The sequence below is a fragment of the Bradyrhizobium sp. 2TAF24 genome, from assembly GCF_052115025.1.
In the GTDB taxonomy this organism is placed as follows: domain Bacteria; phylum Pseudomonadota; class Alphaproteobacteria; order Rhizobiales; family Xanthobacteraceae; genus Bradyrhizobium_A.
The window spans coordinates 379,547-393,043 of sequence record NZ_JBFRFW010000001.1 but is presented as its reverse complement, the minus strand read 5'-3'; the positions used below and the strand labels follow the sequence as shown (position 1 = coordinate 393,043).

Sequence of the window (13,497 nt, the reverse complement as noted above, 5' to 3'; positions counted from 1 at the left end):
GTGATCGTGGCGGCTCAGGCCGCCACGATCCTCCCGGGCCTTGCCGCCACGGACAGATCACGACTCTCGACGCGGATATGAGATGAGCTTTTATGTCGTCCAGTTCCTGACCGGCCTTGCGAGCGCAGCGTCGCTGTTTCTCGTCGCCTCCGGCCTGTCGATCATCTTCGGCGTGACGCGCATCGTCAATTTCGCGCACGGGGCGTTCTACATGCTCGGCGCCTATGTGGCGTTCACGCTGACCGAGCGGCTGTCCGGTGCGGTCGGCTTCTGGGGCGGCATCGTGCTCGCGGCGCTGATCGTCGCCGTTGTCGGCGTGGTCGTGGAGATGCTGCTGCTGCGGCGCATCTACAAGTCGCCGGAGCTGTTCCAGCTGCTCGCGACCTTCGGCCTGACGCTGATGGTCGAGGATCTCGTCGTCATGATCTGGGGGCCGGACGACCTGCTCGGCCGCCGCGCGCCGGGACTGAAGGGCGCCATCGACGTGTTCGGCCAGGCGCTGCCGTCCTATGACGTGTTTCTGATGGTGATCGGCCCGGTGGTGCTCGGTGCGCTGTGGCTGCTGTTCCACCGCACCCGCTGGGGTGTATTGGTGCGCGCCGCGACCCAGGATCGCGACATGGTGGCGGCGCTCGGCGTCAACCAGAAATGGTTGTTCACCAGCGTGTTCGCGGTCGGCGTCTTTCTCGCCGCGCTCGGCGGCGCGCTGCAGCTGTCACGCGATGCGGTCAACCACACCATGGACCTGCGCATTATCGTCGACGTGTTCGTGGTGGTGGTGATCGGCGGTCTCGGCAGCATCACCGGCGCCTTCGTCGCCGCCGTGCTGGTCTCCGAATTGAATGCGTTCGGGATCCTGATCTTTCCGAAGATTTCCATCATCCTGGTGTTCCTGGTGATGGCGGCGGTGCTGATCGTGCGGCCATGGGGCCTGTTCGGCAAGCCGGAGGCGCCGGCGCGGCGCACGCCCGGCCTGACGGTGCGGCCGTGGCAGCCGCTCACCACCAACGAGCGGCTGGCCTCGCTCGTGGTGTTGCTCGCCGCTGCGGCGCTGCCGCTGGTCGGCGGCACCTACTCGCTGACCGTCGGCGCCGAAATCATCATCTTCATCATCTTCGCCGCCAGCCTGCACTTCCTGATGTCCGTGGGGGGGCTGGCGTCGTTCGGGCACGCCGCCTATTTCGGCCTTGGCTCTTACGGTGTCGCCTTCCTCGCCAAGCTCGCTGGCCTGCCGATGATCGCCTGCCTGCTGCTCGGGCCACTGCTCGGTCTCGCCGGTGCGGTGATCTTCGGCTTCTTCGCCGTGCAGCTCTCCGGCGTCTATTTCGCCATGCTGACGCTCGCCTTCGCGCAGATCGTGTGGTCGATCGCGTTTCAGTGGGTCGGCGTCACCGGCGGCGACAACGGCCTGCTCGGCATCTGGCCGGCGGCATGGATCGCGACACCGGCGCGGTTCTACTGGCTGTCGCTGGCGATCGGCACCTGTGTCGTGGTCGGCCTGCGGGTGCTGGTGTTCTCGCCGTTCGGCTACGCGCTGCGCGCCACCCGCGATTCCATGCTGCGCAGTGAATCGATCGGTATCGACGGCAAGCGCATCCAGTGGCTCGCCTTCGTCATCGCCGGCACCGTCGCGGCCATTGGCGGCGCGTTGTTCGCCTACCTCAAGGGTAGCGTGTTCCCCGACAGCCTCGGCATCTCGCTGTCGGTCGACGCGCTGGTGATGGTGCTGCTCGGCGGTGTCGAGACGATCTCCGGCGCGGTGGTCGGCGCCGTGGTGTTCAAGGCGCTCAACATCTGGCTGGTCAGCCAGACCGACCAGTCGAAGCTGGTGCTCGGCGCCGTCATCGTGCTGCTGGTGGTGGCGTTCCCGAAGGGCATCGTCGGCATCCTGGAAACCGCGCGTGACCGCCTCCGGTCGCGCGCGCCCGGCAAGCCCACGGCGCTCAGCGCTGCGCCGAAACTCGGGAGCGCGGAATGAGCACGATCCTGACGGTCGAAGGCCTGACCAAATCCTATGGCGGCGTGCATGCGGTGCGCGGCGTCTCGTTCGAGGTCGCGGCGGGCGAGATCCTCGCCCTGATCGGCCCCAACGGCGCCGGCAAGACCACCTGCTTCAACATGCTGAACGGCCAGATTCCGCCGGATGCCGGGCGGATCACGCTGCTTGGCAAGGACACCACTGGCCGGGCGCCGCGCGCGGTCTGGCGGCTCGGGGTGGGGCGCACCTTCCAGATCACCGCGACGTTCTCGACCATGACGGTTCGGGAGAATGTTCAGGTGGCGCTCGCCTCTCACGCCTCGAAGCTGTTCAACATGTGGCTGTCGATGCCGAAGTTCGAGCGCGCCGACGCCGACAGCCTGCTCGACCTCGTCGGGATGGGCGCCTATGGCGACCGTCCCTGCGGCGAACTCGCCTATGGCGACCTCAAGCGCCTCGAGCTCGCGATCGCGCTCGCCAATGCACCCAGGATCCTGTTGATGGACGAGCCGACCGCTGGCATGGCCCCCAAGGAACGGGTCGAGCTGATGCGGCTGACCGCGCGCATCGCCCGTGAGAAGCAGATCGGCGTGCTGTTCACCGAACACGACATGGACGTGGTGTTCGAGCACTCCGATCGCGTGCTGGTGCTCAATCGCGGCACGCTGATCGCGGAAGGCTCGCCAGAGGCGGTGCGTAACGATCCGCAGGTGCGGGCGATCTACCTCGGCGAAGGGCTGCTGTATGAAGCCGGCCACGCAGGAGCGCACGCATGACACTCCAGGACGCAAAGCTTCAGGTTTCGGGGCTCAACAGCTTCTACGGCCCGGCCCATATCCTGTTCGATGTCGGTCTCGAGGTTGGCGCCGGCGAGGTGGTGGCACTGCTCGGCCGCAATGGCGCCGGCAAGTCGACCACGTTCCGCTCCATCGTCGGCCTCGTCAACCAGCGCCGTGGCCAGATCGTGTTCGAAGGGCATGACGTGTCCGACAAGCCGACCCATGCGATCGTGCGCGGCGGCCTCGGCTATGTGCCGGAAGAGCGGCGCATCTTCACCGACTTGACCGTCGAGGAGAATCTCGAGGTCGGCCGCCAGCCGGAGCGCAGGAATGCGCCGCGCTGGACGCCGGAGAAATTGTTTTCTCTTTTTCCGAACCTTGGGGAAATGCGCGGCCGCCCCGGCGGGCGCATGAGCGGCGGCGAGCAGCAGATGCTGACCATCGCGCGCACGCTGATGGGCAATCCATCGCTGATCCTGCTGGATGAGCCGTCGGAGGGCCTGTCGCCGAAGATCGTCGAGCAGATGGCGAGCGCGATCCTGACCATGAAGCAGGAGGGCGTCAGCATTCTGGTCTCCGAGCAGAACCTGCATTTCGCCCGATTGATTTCCGATCGCGCCTATATCATCGAGCGTGGCCGCATCTGCTTCAGCGGCTCCATGGCCGAGCTCGATGCGCGGCCGGATATCCGCGACGCTTATCTCGCGGTCTGAGCGGCCTTGCTGCCGCGGATTTTGCGAACGGGCCGGCCGGCGCTATAGATAGCATTGTCGCTGTATCTGTCGGCGGCGATCAGTCCGCGGGGGAGCCGTCATGAACAAGGCCATGTCGCCGAAGCCTCAGCGCAAGGTGCTGCCCTATGTGCTGGAGGACCAGATCGGCTTCATCCTTCGCCAGGTGTCGCAGCGCCACTCCACTCTTTTCGCCGAGCAGATCGGTAGCGGGCTGACGCCGACCCAGTGGGCAGCGCTGGTCAAGCTGCTGGAGGTCGGGCCGATCTCGCAGAATCAGCTCGGCCGAATGACGGCGATGGACGTCGCCACCATCAAGGGCGTGATCGATCGCCTCACCGCGCGCGGGCTGACCGAGACCGGCTCCGACCCGGAGGACGGCCGCCGCCTGCTGGTCCGCCTCACCAAGGCCGGCCAGCTCGCCGCGGAGAAGGCGCTGCCCAACGCGATCGCCATCAGCGATGCGACGCTCTCGCCCTTGTCACCGAAGGACCGCGAAACACTACTGGCGCTGCTGACAAAGCTGCGGTGAGCTTCAACAGCGACTACTGACTTCATCCTGAGGAGCGGCCTCTTGGCCGCGTCTCGAAGGATGAGTTCAGGAACTGCTGCTGTTGCAACGCGGTGGCCCCATGGGTCCAGACGGCGGCGCCGCGCGTCCTCACCAGGAGGTTTTGAGCGAACGGACCTCAGCTGTGAACGATCGTCGGCACCTTGGTCGCCGGGGGCGTGTTGCGGCTGCGCTGGGTGCGCACGATGCCGTCGATGATGGTCATGCCGATGCCAGGCAGGTCGCCGAGCTGCACACTGTCCAGCAGGTTCTTGCCAGCGGAGTGCTGCGCCTTGTCCATGATGACGAAATCAGCCGCGCGGCCGACCTCGATCAGGCCACAGTCGAGCGCCCGCATCCGCGCGGTGTTGCCGGTGGCGAAGCAGAACGCGGTTTCCGCGGCGACGTCGCCGAGCGACGACAGCAGCGACACCATGCGCAGGATGCCGAGCGGCTGCACGCCGGAGCCGGCGGGTGCGTCGGTGCCGAGGATGACGCGATGCAAGTCGCCCATCTCCCTGGCGACGCGCAGGGTGTAGAGCGCGGCACGTTCGTTGCCGTTGTGCACGAGCTCGAGGCCGCGCTTGCAGCCCTCGCAGATGCAGCGGATCTCGCCATCGGGCAATGCCGTGTGGCCGCCGTTGATGTGGCCGACGACATCGGTGTCGGCTTCCAGCACGACGTCCGCACCGATCAGGCCGGAGCCCGGGATCGACGGGCCGCCGGTGTGGATGGTGCTCTGGATGCCGTACTTGCGCGCCCACGCCACCATCTGTCTGGCGGTGGCGCCGTCCTTGACGCCGCCGAGACCGACCTCGCCGAGCAGCTTGACGCCGGCGGCGGCGAGCTCCTTGAAATCCTCTTCGGTCATGCCCGGCTCGATCACCGGCGCGCCGGCGTGAACCTTGACGCCGCCGGGACGGAAGGCATCGAACGCGCGCTGGGCGAAGATCGCCATCGCCTTGACGCCGGTGACATCGCGCGGGCGGCCCGGCATGTGGACTTCGCCGGCGGAAATCATGGTGGTGACGCCGCCATTGAGGAAGCTGTCGATCCAGCCAATCTGGTTCTGGCGCGGCGTCCAGTCACCGGCCACGGGATGCACATGGCTGTCGATCAGACCCGGCGTCACCGCGGTGCCATTGGCGTCGATGATGGTGGTGGCGCCTTCGGTGTCGACGTCCTTGGCCCGGCCGACCGCGCTGATCCGGCCGTTCTCGGCCACGATGGTGTCGGCGTCGAGGATCGGCTTGTCGAGATCTCCGCTGAGCAGGAGGCCGATGTTGCGGATCACCAGCTTGGTCGCGCCGGTTGCCTGGGGTTCATCGTGGGCCATGGCGGTCGTTCCTTTGTGCCTTTTGTGCTCGTTTTGTACCCCTTGGAGCCACTTTCCCCCTTGGGGCTGTTTTTAGAACCAGAATAACCCTAACGCATTGAAAAAGAGAATTTTGTTGCGGCGCAGCGCGTTCCTTTTCGGCGCAAAATCCCCTAGATAAACCTCGCCCTCGGACCGTCTTGACGGTCGGGCTGGGCTGGCGTAATCATTAGTACACAAACGAATTGCCGAGACAAGTTCAACCTCCAGCCTCCCCAACCTGAAATTCCCTGAATTTCAGCCACAGTCTGGCGAACGACGGATCACGTGCGATGAGCAACTTCAATCAGGAAAGCGTTCTCAGCGTCCATCACTGGACGGACACCCTGTTCAGTTTCCGGACCACCCGCGATCCTTCGTTCCGCTTCCGCAACGGCGAATTCACGATGATCGGTCTGAAGGTCAACGAGAAGCCGCTGCTGCGCGCCTACAGCGTCGCCAGCGCGAACTACGAAGAAGAGCTCGAGTTCTTCTCGATCAAGGTGCCGGACGGCCCGCTGACCTCGCGCCTGCAGCATCTCAAGGAAGGCGATTCCATCATCGTCAGCCGCAAGGCGACGGGCACGCTGGTGATCGACAACCTGCATAGCGGCCGCAACCTCTACCTCGTCGGCACCGGCACTGGCCTCGCGCCGTTTCTCAGCGTCATCAAGGATCCGGAGACCTACGAGCGCTTCGAGAAGGTCGTGCTGCTGCACGGCTGCCGTCATGTCAAGGAGCTCGCCTATGGCGAGATGATCACCGAGAAGCTGCCGCAGGACGAGCTGCTCGGCGAGATGGTGCGCAACCAGCTGATCTACTATCCGACCGTGACGCGCGACCCGTTCCGCAACCGCGGCCGCATCACCGACCTGATGGAGACCGGCAAGCTGTTCCAGGATATCGGCGTCGCCGATCTCGAGGCCGAGCATGACCGCGTCATGATCTGCGGCAGCCCGGCGCTGCTGGTCGACACCAAGGAACTGCTGGAGCGTCGCGGTTTCGTCGAGGGCAACCACGGCGAGCCCGGCCACTATGTGGTCGAGAAGGCGTTCGCCGAGCGCTGATCGCTCCGGTCATCGATGGTTCTGAAAAGCCGCAAGCAATGCTTGCGGCTTTTTTTGCATGCGCGGACGCTACGCCAGCCAGCCGCGGTAATGCACGATCAGGCCGATGAGCGGCAGCGCGATCGGCACGTCGAACTGGAAGCGGTCGTCGGCCTGCCACTCCCGCGCCTCCGAGCGCGGCGCGAGCGCAAGCGGCAACGGCAGAGGGCCGAGCCACCAGCGCTGCAGGCGCATGGTCAATCCCGTGCCGTTGGCCGGCAGCGTGAAGCCGAACCGCAGCGGACCGAATGCCTCGACCAGAAGTTCGCCGCGCTGCGACAGGCGACTGCGGAACATGCGGCCGCCGAAATCGCGTGTCCAGGTTTCGACGCCATCGCGCTCGTCGAAGCCGACATGCAGATCGTGCTCGCCCTCGGGCGGAAAGCCGAACAGGGTGGCAATCATCCGTGCCGCGCGGCTGCGGCCGCGTGAGACCACGGCTTGCCCGGTGGCGCCGTGGTCACGCAGCACGTCATGCATCGCGCGCACGCGCGGCGGCAGTGCGTCGAAAGCTGTCCCCATCACCCGTGCGTAGAGTGGCGGCGGCAAGGTGTGGTCGGTAATCGCGTCGCGCACCGGCATGGTGGCGAAGACGGGCGCAAAGTCCGCGAGCGTGAGAAGGGGGCCGGCGTCGCACGCGCCGGGCGCCAGCGCACCCTCGCGCAGCCGGCGCAGCAGGATCGGCACGGCAAGGCAAGGAATTTCGGGGCCACAGCCGTCGCGCGCGATCAGCGTCCAGCGTCGCTCGCAGCGCTGCTCGCCCCGCAGCCCGAAGGCGCGCACGATCATGGCGGAGCGATCGCTGCCGAGCCGGGCCGTCAAGGCCTGCAAGCGCAGCAGCGGCGGCAGCAGGCGCTCCGGCTGCTTGACCAGGCCCCAGCGCACCAGCCAGCTCAAGGTCCACACCATGATGTTCTGCACCGTCAGCTCGGTGCCGGCGCGAAAGCTCACCGCCGGTCGGCTGGGCAGGCGGTCGGGCAGCAGCGCTAGGTCGGGCACGTCGGCAAACCCGATCAGCCGGCCCGCGATCGGCGGCTCGCCGGCAACGCGAAAATCCGCGCGCTGCAGCCCCTGCCAGCCGTAGCCGGTTTCCCGGCGACGATGACGCCAGAGGGAAAATGGCCGGCCGACATAGGAGAAGATCGCGCGGCTGACCGAGACGCCGGCGGTCGCACGGTTGGAGGCGCTGATCGCGATCTCGATCGCGCGCAGCTCTGTGAGGTCCAGTGCCAGTTCACGGACGACAGCGCCCGACAATGCCGGGACGCTGGAGGCCCCCGAGATCACGGTGACGCCAGCGGCTTGGGCTGCTGCGTCGTGCGCGCCAATGCCAGCGACGAAATCGCGGCCATCGGCGATGTCGAGATAGTGGCAGCGCTGTGCGATGCAGGCCTGCGCCAGCGCATAGGAGGCGCCCTGGAACGGGCCGGCGGCATCGATCACGGCGAACGGGCGGAGTTTGGCGAGCACGGCCGCCGTGTCGCTGTTGCGATCGAACGCCAGCGCTGTGAGGCCTGGCGTGCCGGCACAGGCAGCCTGTGCCTTTGCCAGGCTGCGACCCGCGACCAGCACCTGCCAGCCATCGGCGGCGAGTCGGCGGGCGATGCGCAGGCCGAAGCCGCCATAGCCGCCGATCACCAGCACCCGGGTCACAGGATGCGGTCCGTCATCTCTGGCGTGGGGCGCCAGCACACGTCGTGGCGTCCGAACCAGCGATAGCGGTTGCGGGCGACGAGCCGATAGGCGCGATCGCGCCAGGCGCGCGGGATTGCCTTCAACAACGCGGCCGCACGCCATGGCCAGCCGAGGCCGTCGGCGATGCCGAGCACGGCTTCGGAGTGCATCAGCGCCCTGCCGCGCTCGATCAGCAACATCGTCTGATAGCTGTCGGTCGGCAGGCCGAGCTCACGGTAGAGGGCCTGCCCGATCGCGCCCTGAGCCGTCGTGAGGCGGAAGCGCCTGTGGCGGTCATGCCGAAGCACGAACTGCGCCTGCGTCGAGCACAATACGCACTCGCCGTCGAACACGATGAGCGGACTGTCGCCGGCGATGGCCGCAAGCGGGCCGTGCCGCGTCGCAGGGCCGGCCGTGAGGCCGAGCGGCGCCAGCGGATTGCCGATCAGGCCGCTGACCATCGCGGCGAGGATACGGGTTGCCGGCCACAGTTTCGACAGCGGCCCGGCAATGCGATCGCGCAGCAGCGGCAGCAGGTGGCTATCGGATTGATACACCGGCGTGAACAGCAGGCTCATGCCTTGATAGAGCCGGACATGGTTTCGGCGCCGTGCAATGGCGCGCGAACCCGCGGCCGTCGCATCGGGACTCTCACGCAGCGCCTTCGTCAGCGCATAAGCGTCGAGAAAGGCCATGTTGGCGCCCTGGCCGAGCTGCGGGCTGGTCGCATGCCAGGCGTCGCCGATGTGCACCAGGCCGGGTTCGGCGGCGGTCGTTGTGGTGCGGTGGACATAGCTCGCGAAGGTCAGACGCTCGGGCGTGTCGATCTGGTCCAGCAGCGGCGCGGTGGCCGGCCACACCCGCAGCACGTCGTTCTTCCAGGCCGCGAGGCCGCGTGTCCGCCAGATGTCCAGCTGGTCGTTACGCAGTGACCAGAACAACGCCGTCTGCGGCACAGCGCTCCCGGGCGCTCGTCCGATCGGCAGCACCCCCGCCATGGTGCTGGCGCGCACGTAGCGCTGCTCCAGCGCATGGCCATCGAATGATGCATCACCAGGCCAGTCGAGCGATGCCCACAGCGCGCCATAGGGCAGCGCGCGGCCCGCGATGGGCTGCAGCGGGCTGGCGATGCCGAGCGTATCCACCACGAGATCGAACGGGCCGGCGGCAGGCGCATCGCTGAAATTCAGGATGCGGCGACCATCGGCGTCGCGCGGTGCGCTGGTGACGGTTCGTCCGGTGACGATCGGAAGGCCGGCGGCGGCGACGGCGCGGAACAGCACGTCGAACAGCGCGCCGCGATGAATGCCGAGCCCGAACGACGCGGGGTCGCGCACGGCGAAGCGGACATCGAGCACGGTGCGTCCCGAGGGCACCGCCTTGCCGACCAGTCGATCGATCCGTGCGCCGGTGGCAAGCACGGCGTCGTCGAGGGCGAGCTCGCGCAGCACCGCAAGGCCGGTCGTCTGCAGCATCAGGCCGGAACCGAGCGGCTGCGGCGTGTCAAAACGCTCGAACAGCGTGACGTGGTGGCCGTCGCGGTGCAGCAGCAGGGCGGTCGACAAGCCGGCGAGCCCGCATCCCGCGACAGCGATGGTTTGCTTGTGCATGATGGCGATCTTGTGCGAGTCCGGCAGGTGGTGGAACGTGACCACAGGTCGCGCCTTTGCAGCGGGCCTCAAGGTGTTAAAACACAGCTGCGCCGGAATGGCGAGGGTGCGGTGCAACGCGCAGGCCGGGCTTCGCTCGGCCATAGCCGAACGAGGTGGTGATGCTGAAAGCAGGTCTGTGTGCGCTGTCGTTGTCGTCGCTGCTGGCGGCGGGTGCCGCAATGGCGCAGGACGTTCCCGGGATCGAGATCTGCACCGCCGAGAAGACCATGGAGCGGCGCACGAGCTGCTTGCAGAGCAACGTCGACTTCCTGAAGAAGACCATGACGCAGGACGCGCTCGCGCAGCAGCAGAAGCTCGATGCCGCCGCCCGGGAGATCACGGCGCTGAAGAGTCGCGTCGACGCGCTGGGGGGTACCGTCGCGGTGTTGCAGAGGACGCTGGAGCAATTGCAGGCCCAGGGCGCGGACAAGAAGGTGAAGGATGCGCCCGCGACGCCCGGTGGCGTATCGAAGGAGGCGCCAGCCAAATAGTGACGCGGCGGCGGGGCGCGCGCAATCATGGCAGGAATCCGGCGGGGGCATTCATGGGCTGTTCAAGCCGGATATGAAACCCTGAGCGGGACGATCCGTTGGATGTTTCGTCTACGAGCAGGATCAGGAGTGAGCCATGAAACGAGCACTGATGGCAGTGGCGGCGGCAGGCCTCGTGGCCGCGACGGCAATAGCGGCCCCGGCGCCCGCGCAGGCGCGCGGTGGCGGTGCACTGGCGGCCGGTATCATCGGCGGCCTGGCGGTCGGCGCCATTGTCGGCAGCGCGATCGCCGGCCCCGGCTATTACGGGTCAGGCTATGGCTATTACGGCGGCGGACCGGCCTATGCCGCGAGCCCGGCCTATTATGGCGGTGGCTGCTACTGGGCACGGCAGCGTGTCTGGGACGGCTATGGCTGGGAGGTCCGCCCGGTCCGGGTCTGCAATTGAGCCCTGCAGCCGGGTTTGCAGCCGACGGCGCCACGGGCGCCGTCGTGCAGGCGTGAAAGCGGTGGATGGCTGACCAGGAACACCCGTTCAGAATGGCGTGACCAAGATGAACGCCAAAATTGGGCCGTAAATGCACGGCTTTGAATGACTTCGCAGACCTCTGGACGCCTTGCCGGTGTTTTTTAAGACCCTGGCAAGAAAATCCATTAAGATGGTCGCGGGGACGAGCGTTGCGGTTTCCGCCGAGCCGGCGGGGGGCGCTTTCACTGACGGGACGAACCAGCTAAAAAGAGCCCGAGATGGGCTCTTGAGTCGGACCAATTCCCAGCGCCGGGCTCGGCGTGATCTGAGGAGAATGACAATGAAGAAGACCCTTTCTGCGTTTCTTGCGGTCGCCACGATCGCTGGATCGCTCGCTGTCGCTATGCCGGCCGCGCAGGCCGATGGCGGCCGGATCGCTGCCGGCGTCGCAGGCGGTCTGATCGGTGGCGCCCTCCTTGGCAGCGCCCTCGCTGGCGCCGCTGCTCCGCCGCCGCCGCCTGCCTATTACGCGCCTGCTCCGGCTTATGTCGTCGAACCGACCTGCCATTGGGCTCGCGAGCGTTTCTGGGATGGTTATGGCTGGCGAATCCGCCGCGTCCAGGTTTGCGACTGATCCGGTCCACAGATGTCCGATTGCAAGACCCGGCCAGCAATGGCCGGGTTTTTTCATGCTTGCATTGCGACCGATGTCAGCGTGCCGTGTTCAGCGCGCGCAGCACTTCTGCGCTCGGCCAGCAATCGATCTTGAGGCCGGCCTTCTTCTGGTAGGCGCCGAGCGCCGCGCGGGTCTTCATGCCGGCCTTGCCGTCGAGCTTGTCGGCGTAGAGGCCGATCCGCGTCAGCTCGCGCTGCATCGCCTCGACGTCGGTCGTGCGCAACTGGGTCTTTGCCGACCAGGGGGTCGCGAACGGTTGCGGATCGCTCATGCGATCGCTGAGGTGGCCGACGAACAGCACGTACAGGTCTGAGAAATTGTATTCCTTGATGACGAAGTAGTTCTTCGTGGTCAGGAACGCCGGGCCGTAGATGCCCTCGGGCTGGAGCAGCGATGCGGGTTCGGCCTTTTCTGCCGCCGAGAGCTGTCGGCCGCGCACCGGCACGAAGCCGAGCTTCAGCCATTCGCCGATCGGCCGCGTCACCTCCGGCACGCCCAGCGTGCAGTCGGCGGAGGGCGGCGCCTTGACCTCGTAGGCCCAGCGCAGGCCCGGTTGCCAGCCCTTGTTCTTGAGCTGCTGCGCCGCGGAGGCCAGCGCATCGGGCACCGAGGTCCAGATGTTGCGATGGCCGTCGCCGTCGAAATCGACGGCATGCTGATAGAACTCCGACGGCAGGAACTGGGTCAGGCCCATTGCGCCGGCCCATGACGCGCGCATGTCCTTGAGCGCGACATGGCCCTCGTCGAGGATCTTCAGCGCCAGGATGAACTCGTTGCGGAACTGGTCCTTGCGGCGGCCGACATAGGCCTGTGTCGCCAGCACCGGCAGTGCGTTGTAGGGCAGGGTGTAGCGACCGTAGTCGGTCTCGCGGCCCCAGATCGCGAGGATCACGGTCGCCGGCACGCCGAAGCGCTGCTCGATCGCCGACAGCGTCGGACGGTACTGTTGCTGCAGGCGCTGGCCTTCGGTCGCAAGGCGGGCGATCGTCGCCTCCTTGACGTAGTCGGCGGGCACCTGCACGAACTCCGCCTGCGGCGGCGCCGACGACGGGCTGCGGCCGGGCAGAACGAGATCCGGCAGCTTGTAGTTCGGCTCGAGGCCGCGTGTCGCGCTGTCGAAGGTCGCGCGCGACACGCCAGCCGCCTGCGCCTCCGGCCACAGCGAGGCGATGAAGCGGGTGAACGCCGGGTCGGCCGCGGCCACCGCGGGCCGCGGCGCGGCGAGACAGGAGAGGGCGGCAAGGGCAACTGCCGCAAAGCGGCCGGCGAATGTCGTCCAGATCCTCACGCTGTCTCGTGCGTTCCGCATGGTGCGGGCCTCAGTGTCCGGCCGCGTTGCGATGCGCCGCCTCGACGGCGCTGTTGGTGATCTTGTCGACATAGGCGATGCCGATCGCCGACAGGATGAAGACAACGTGGATGATGGTCTGCCACATCACGCCGGTCTCGGTGTAGTTGGTGGTGCGGCCGGCGCCGCCGAGATTGCCCGCCTCGATGAAGGTGCGCAGCAGGTGGATCGAGGAGATGCCGATGATCGCCATCGCCAGCTTGATCTTGAGCACGCTGGCGTTGACATGGCTGAGCCATTCCGGCTCGTCGGGATGGCCCTCGAGATTGAGCCGCGACACGAAGGTCTCATAGCCGCCGACGATGACCATCACCAGGAGGTTGGAGATCATCACCACGTCGATCAGGCCCAGCACCACCAGCATGATCTGCTGCTCGTTGAAGTCGGCGGCGTGGGTGACGAGATGCCAGAGCTCCTTCAGGAACAGCACCACATAGACGCCCTGCGCCACGATCAGGCCGATGTACAGCGGCAACTGCAGCCAGCGCGATCCGAAGATCAGCATCGGCAGCGGGCGCAGCGCGCTGCTCCGCAGAGACGGCGGGGTTTCGGGCGTCGACGACATCAGCACTCCTTTTGAGCATGGAACCAACGGCACGCGGCGGGGCCGGCGTGCCGGAAAACCGGTTTCAAATAAGTGCAGTGTTTCGGCGCTGTCGAGGCTGCCGGCAGCGGCGATTCACCGCAGC

13 protein-coding genes are annotated in these 13,497 nt (G+C 66.8%); 8 read left to right on the top strand and 5 right to left on the bottom strand.

Annotation, left to right across the window (positions count from 1 at the left end; genetic code table 11):
* Nucleotides 1–82: 82 nt before the first annotated feature.
* The 4 genes from AB4Z37_RS01735 (at nt 83) to AB4Z37_RS01720 (ending at nt 4,020) form a co-directional block, all read left to right on the top strand.
* On the top strand, nt 83–1,978 hold the full coding sequence (locus tag AB4Z37_RS01735; protein WP_441514945.1) for an ABC transporter permease: 1,896 nt from the start codon (nt 83–85) through the stop codon (nt 1,976–1,978).
* The gene (locus AB4Z37_RS01730) at nt 1,975–2,754 is read left to right on the top strand and encodes an ABC transporter ATP-binding protein (RefSeq protein WP_441514944.1); all 780 of its coding nucleotides are present in this window, start codon (nt 1,975–1,977) and stop codon (nt 2,752–2,754) included. Before AB4Z37_RS01735 ends, AB4Z37_RS01730 begins: the two co-directional genes overlap by 4 nt.
* Nucleotides 2,751–3,470 carry an ABC transporter ATP-binding protein gene (locus tag AB4Z37_RS01725; RefSeq protein WP_441514943.1) on the top strand — a complete coding sequence of 240 codons (720 nt, stop codon included), beginning with the start codon at nt 2,751–2,753 and terminating at the stop codon, nt 3,468–3,470. Before AB4Z37_RS01730 ends, AB4Z37_RS01725 begins: the two co-directional genes overlap by 4 nt.
* Before the next feature lie 100 nt (nt 3,471–3,570).
* A complete protein-coding gene (locus AB4Z37_RS01720) occupies nt 3,571–4,020 on the top strand; it encodes a MarR family winged helix-turn-helix transcriptional regulator (protein ID WP_441514942.1) in 450 nt (149 codons plus the stop codon).
* Between the two features lie 157 nt (nt 4,021–4,177).
* Here the strand turns inward: AB4Z37_RS01720 and AB4Z37_RS01715 are convergent, their stop codons facing one another.
* Complete coding sequence (locus tag AB4Z37_RS01715; RefSeq protein WP_441514941.1) at nt 4,178–5,374, bottom strand: amidohydrolase family protein; 1,197 nt, start codon at nt 5,372–5,374, stop codon at nt 4,178–4,180.
* A gap of 311 nt (nt 5,375–5,685) precedes the next feature.
* Between AB4Z37_RS01715 and AB4Z37_RS01710 the strand changes: the two genes are divergently transcribed.
* A complete protein-coding gene (locus AB4Z37_RS01710; RefSeq protein ID WP_441514940.1) occupies nt 5,686–6,459 on the top strand; it encodes a ferredoxin--NADP reductase in 774 nt (257 codons plus the stop codon).
* A 69-nt stretch (nt 6,460–6,528) separates the two neighbouring features.
* On the opposite strand, the gene AB4Z37_RS01705 is transcribed toward AB4Z37_RS01710, so the two are convergent.
* Both AB4Z37_RS01705 and AB4Z37_RS01700 read right to left on the bottom strand, forming a co-directional pair.
* Nucleotides 6,529–8,151 (bottom strand): SDR family oxidoreductase, encoded by a 1,623-nt coding sequence (locus AB4Z37_RS01705; RefSeq protein ID WP_441514939.1) that lies wholly within the window; start codon nt 8,149–8,151, stop codon nt 6,529–6,531.
* On the bottom strand, nt 8,148–9,782 hold the full coding sequence (locus tag AB4Z37_RS01700) for a DCC1-like thiol-disulfide oxidoreductase family protein (RefSeq protein WP_441514938.1): 1,635 nt from the start codon (nt 9,780–9,782) through the stop codon (nt 8,148–8,150). The genes AB4Z37_RS01705 and AB4Z37_RS01700 overlap by 4 nt, the downstream gene beginning before the upstream one ends.
* A 155-nt stretch (nt 9,783–9,937) precedes the next feature.
* Between AB4Z37_RS01700 and AB4Z37_RS01695 the strand changes: the two genes are divergently transcribed.
* From AB4Z37_RS01695 to AB4Z37_RS01685, 3 genes are all read left to right on the top strand, one after another.
* Nucleotides 9,938–10,315, top strand: a complete 378-nt coding sequence (locus AB4Z37_RS01695) for a hypothetical protein (protein WP_441514937.1) — start codon at nt 9,938–9,940, stop codon at nt 10,313–10,315.
* A gap of 136 nt (nt 10,316–10,451) precedes the next feature.
* On the top strand, nt 10,452–10,763 hold the full coding sequence (locus AB4Z37_RS01690; protein WP_441514936.1) for a hypothetical protein: 312 nt from the start codon (nt 10,452–10,454) through the stop codon (nt 10,761–10,763).
* A 361-nt stretch (nt 10,764–11,124) separates the two neighbouring features.
* Entirely contained in the window at nt 11,125–11,418 is a 294-nt protein-coding gene (locus AB4Z37_RS01685) for a hypothetical protein (RefSeq protein WP_441514935.1), read from the top strand.
* A gap of 76 nt (nt 11,419–11,494) precedes the next feature.
* Here AB4Z37_RS01685 and AB4Z37_RS01680 read toward each other — a convergent pair whose 3' ends face one another.
* Both AB4Z37_RS01680 and AB4Z37_RS01675 read right to left on the bottom strand, forming a co-directional pair.
* On the bottom strand, nt 11,495–12,664 hold the full coding sequence (locus AB4Z37_RS01680; protein ID WP_441515239.1) for a lytic murein transglycosylase: 1,170 nt from the start codon (nt 12,662–12,664) through the stop codon (nt 11,495–11,497).
* Nucleotides 12,665–12,779: 115 nt separating this feature from the next.
* On the bottom strand, nt 12,780–13,373 hold the full coding sequence (locus tag AB4Z37_RS01675; RefSeq protein ID WP_441514934.1) for a TIGR00645 family protein: 594 nt from the start codon (nt 13,371–13,373) through the stop codon (nt 12,780–12,782).
* Nucleotides 13,374–13,497 lie beyond the last annotated feature (124 nt).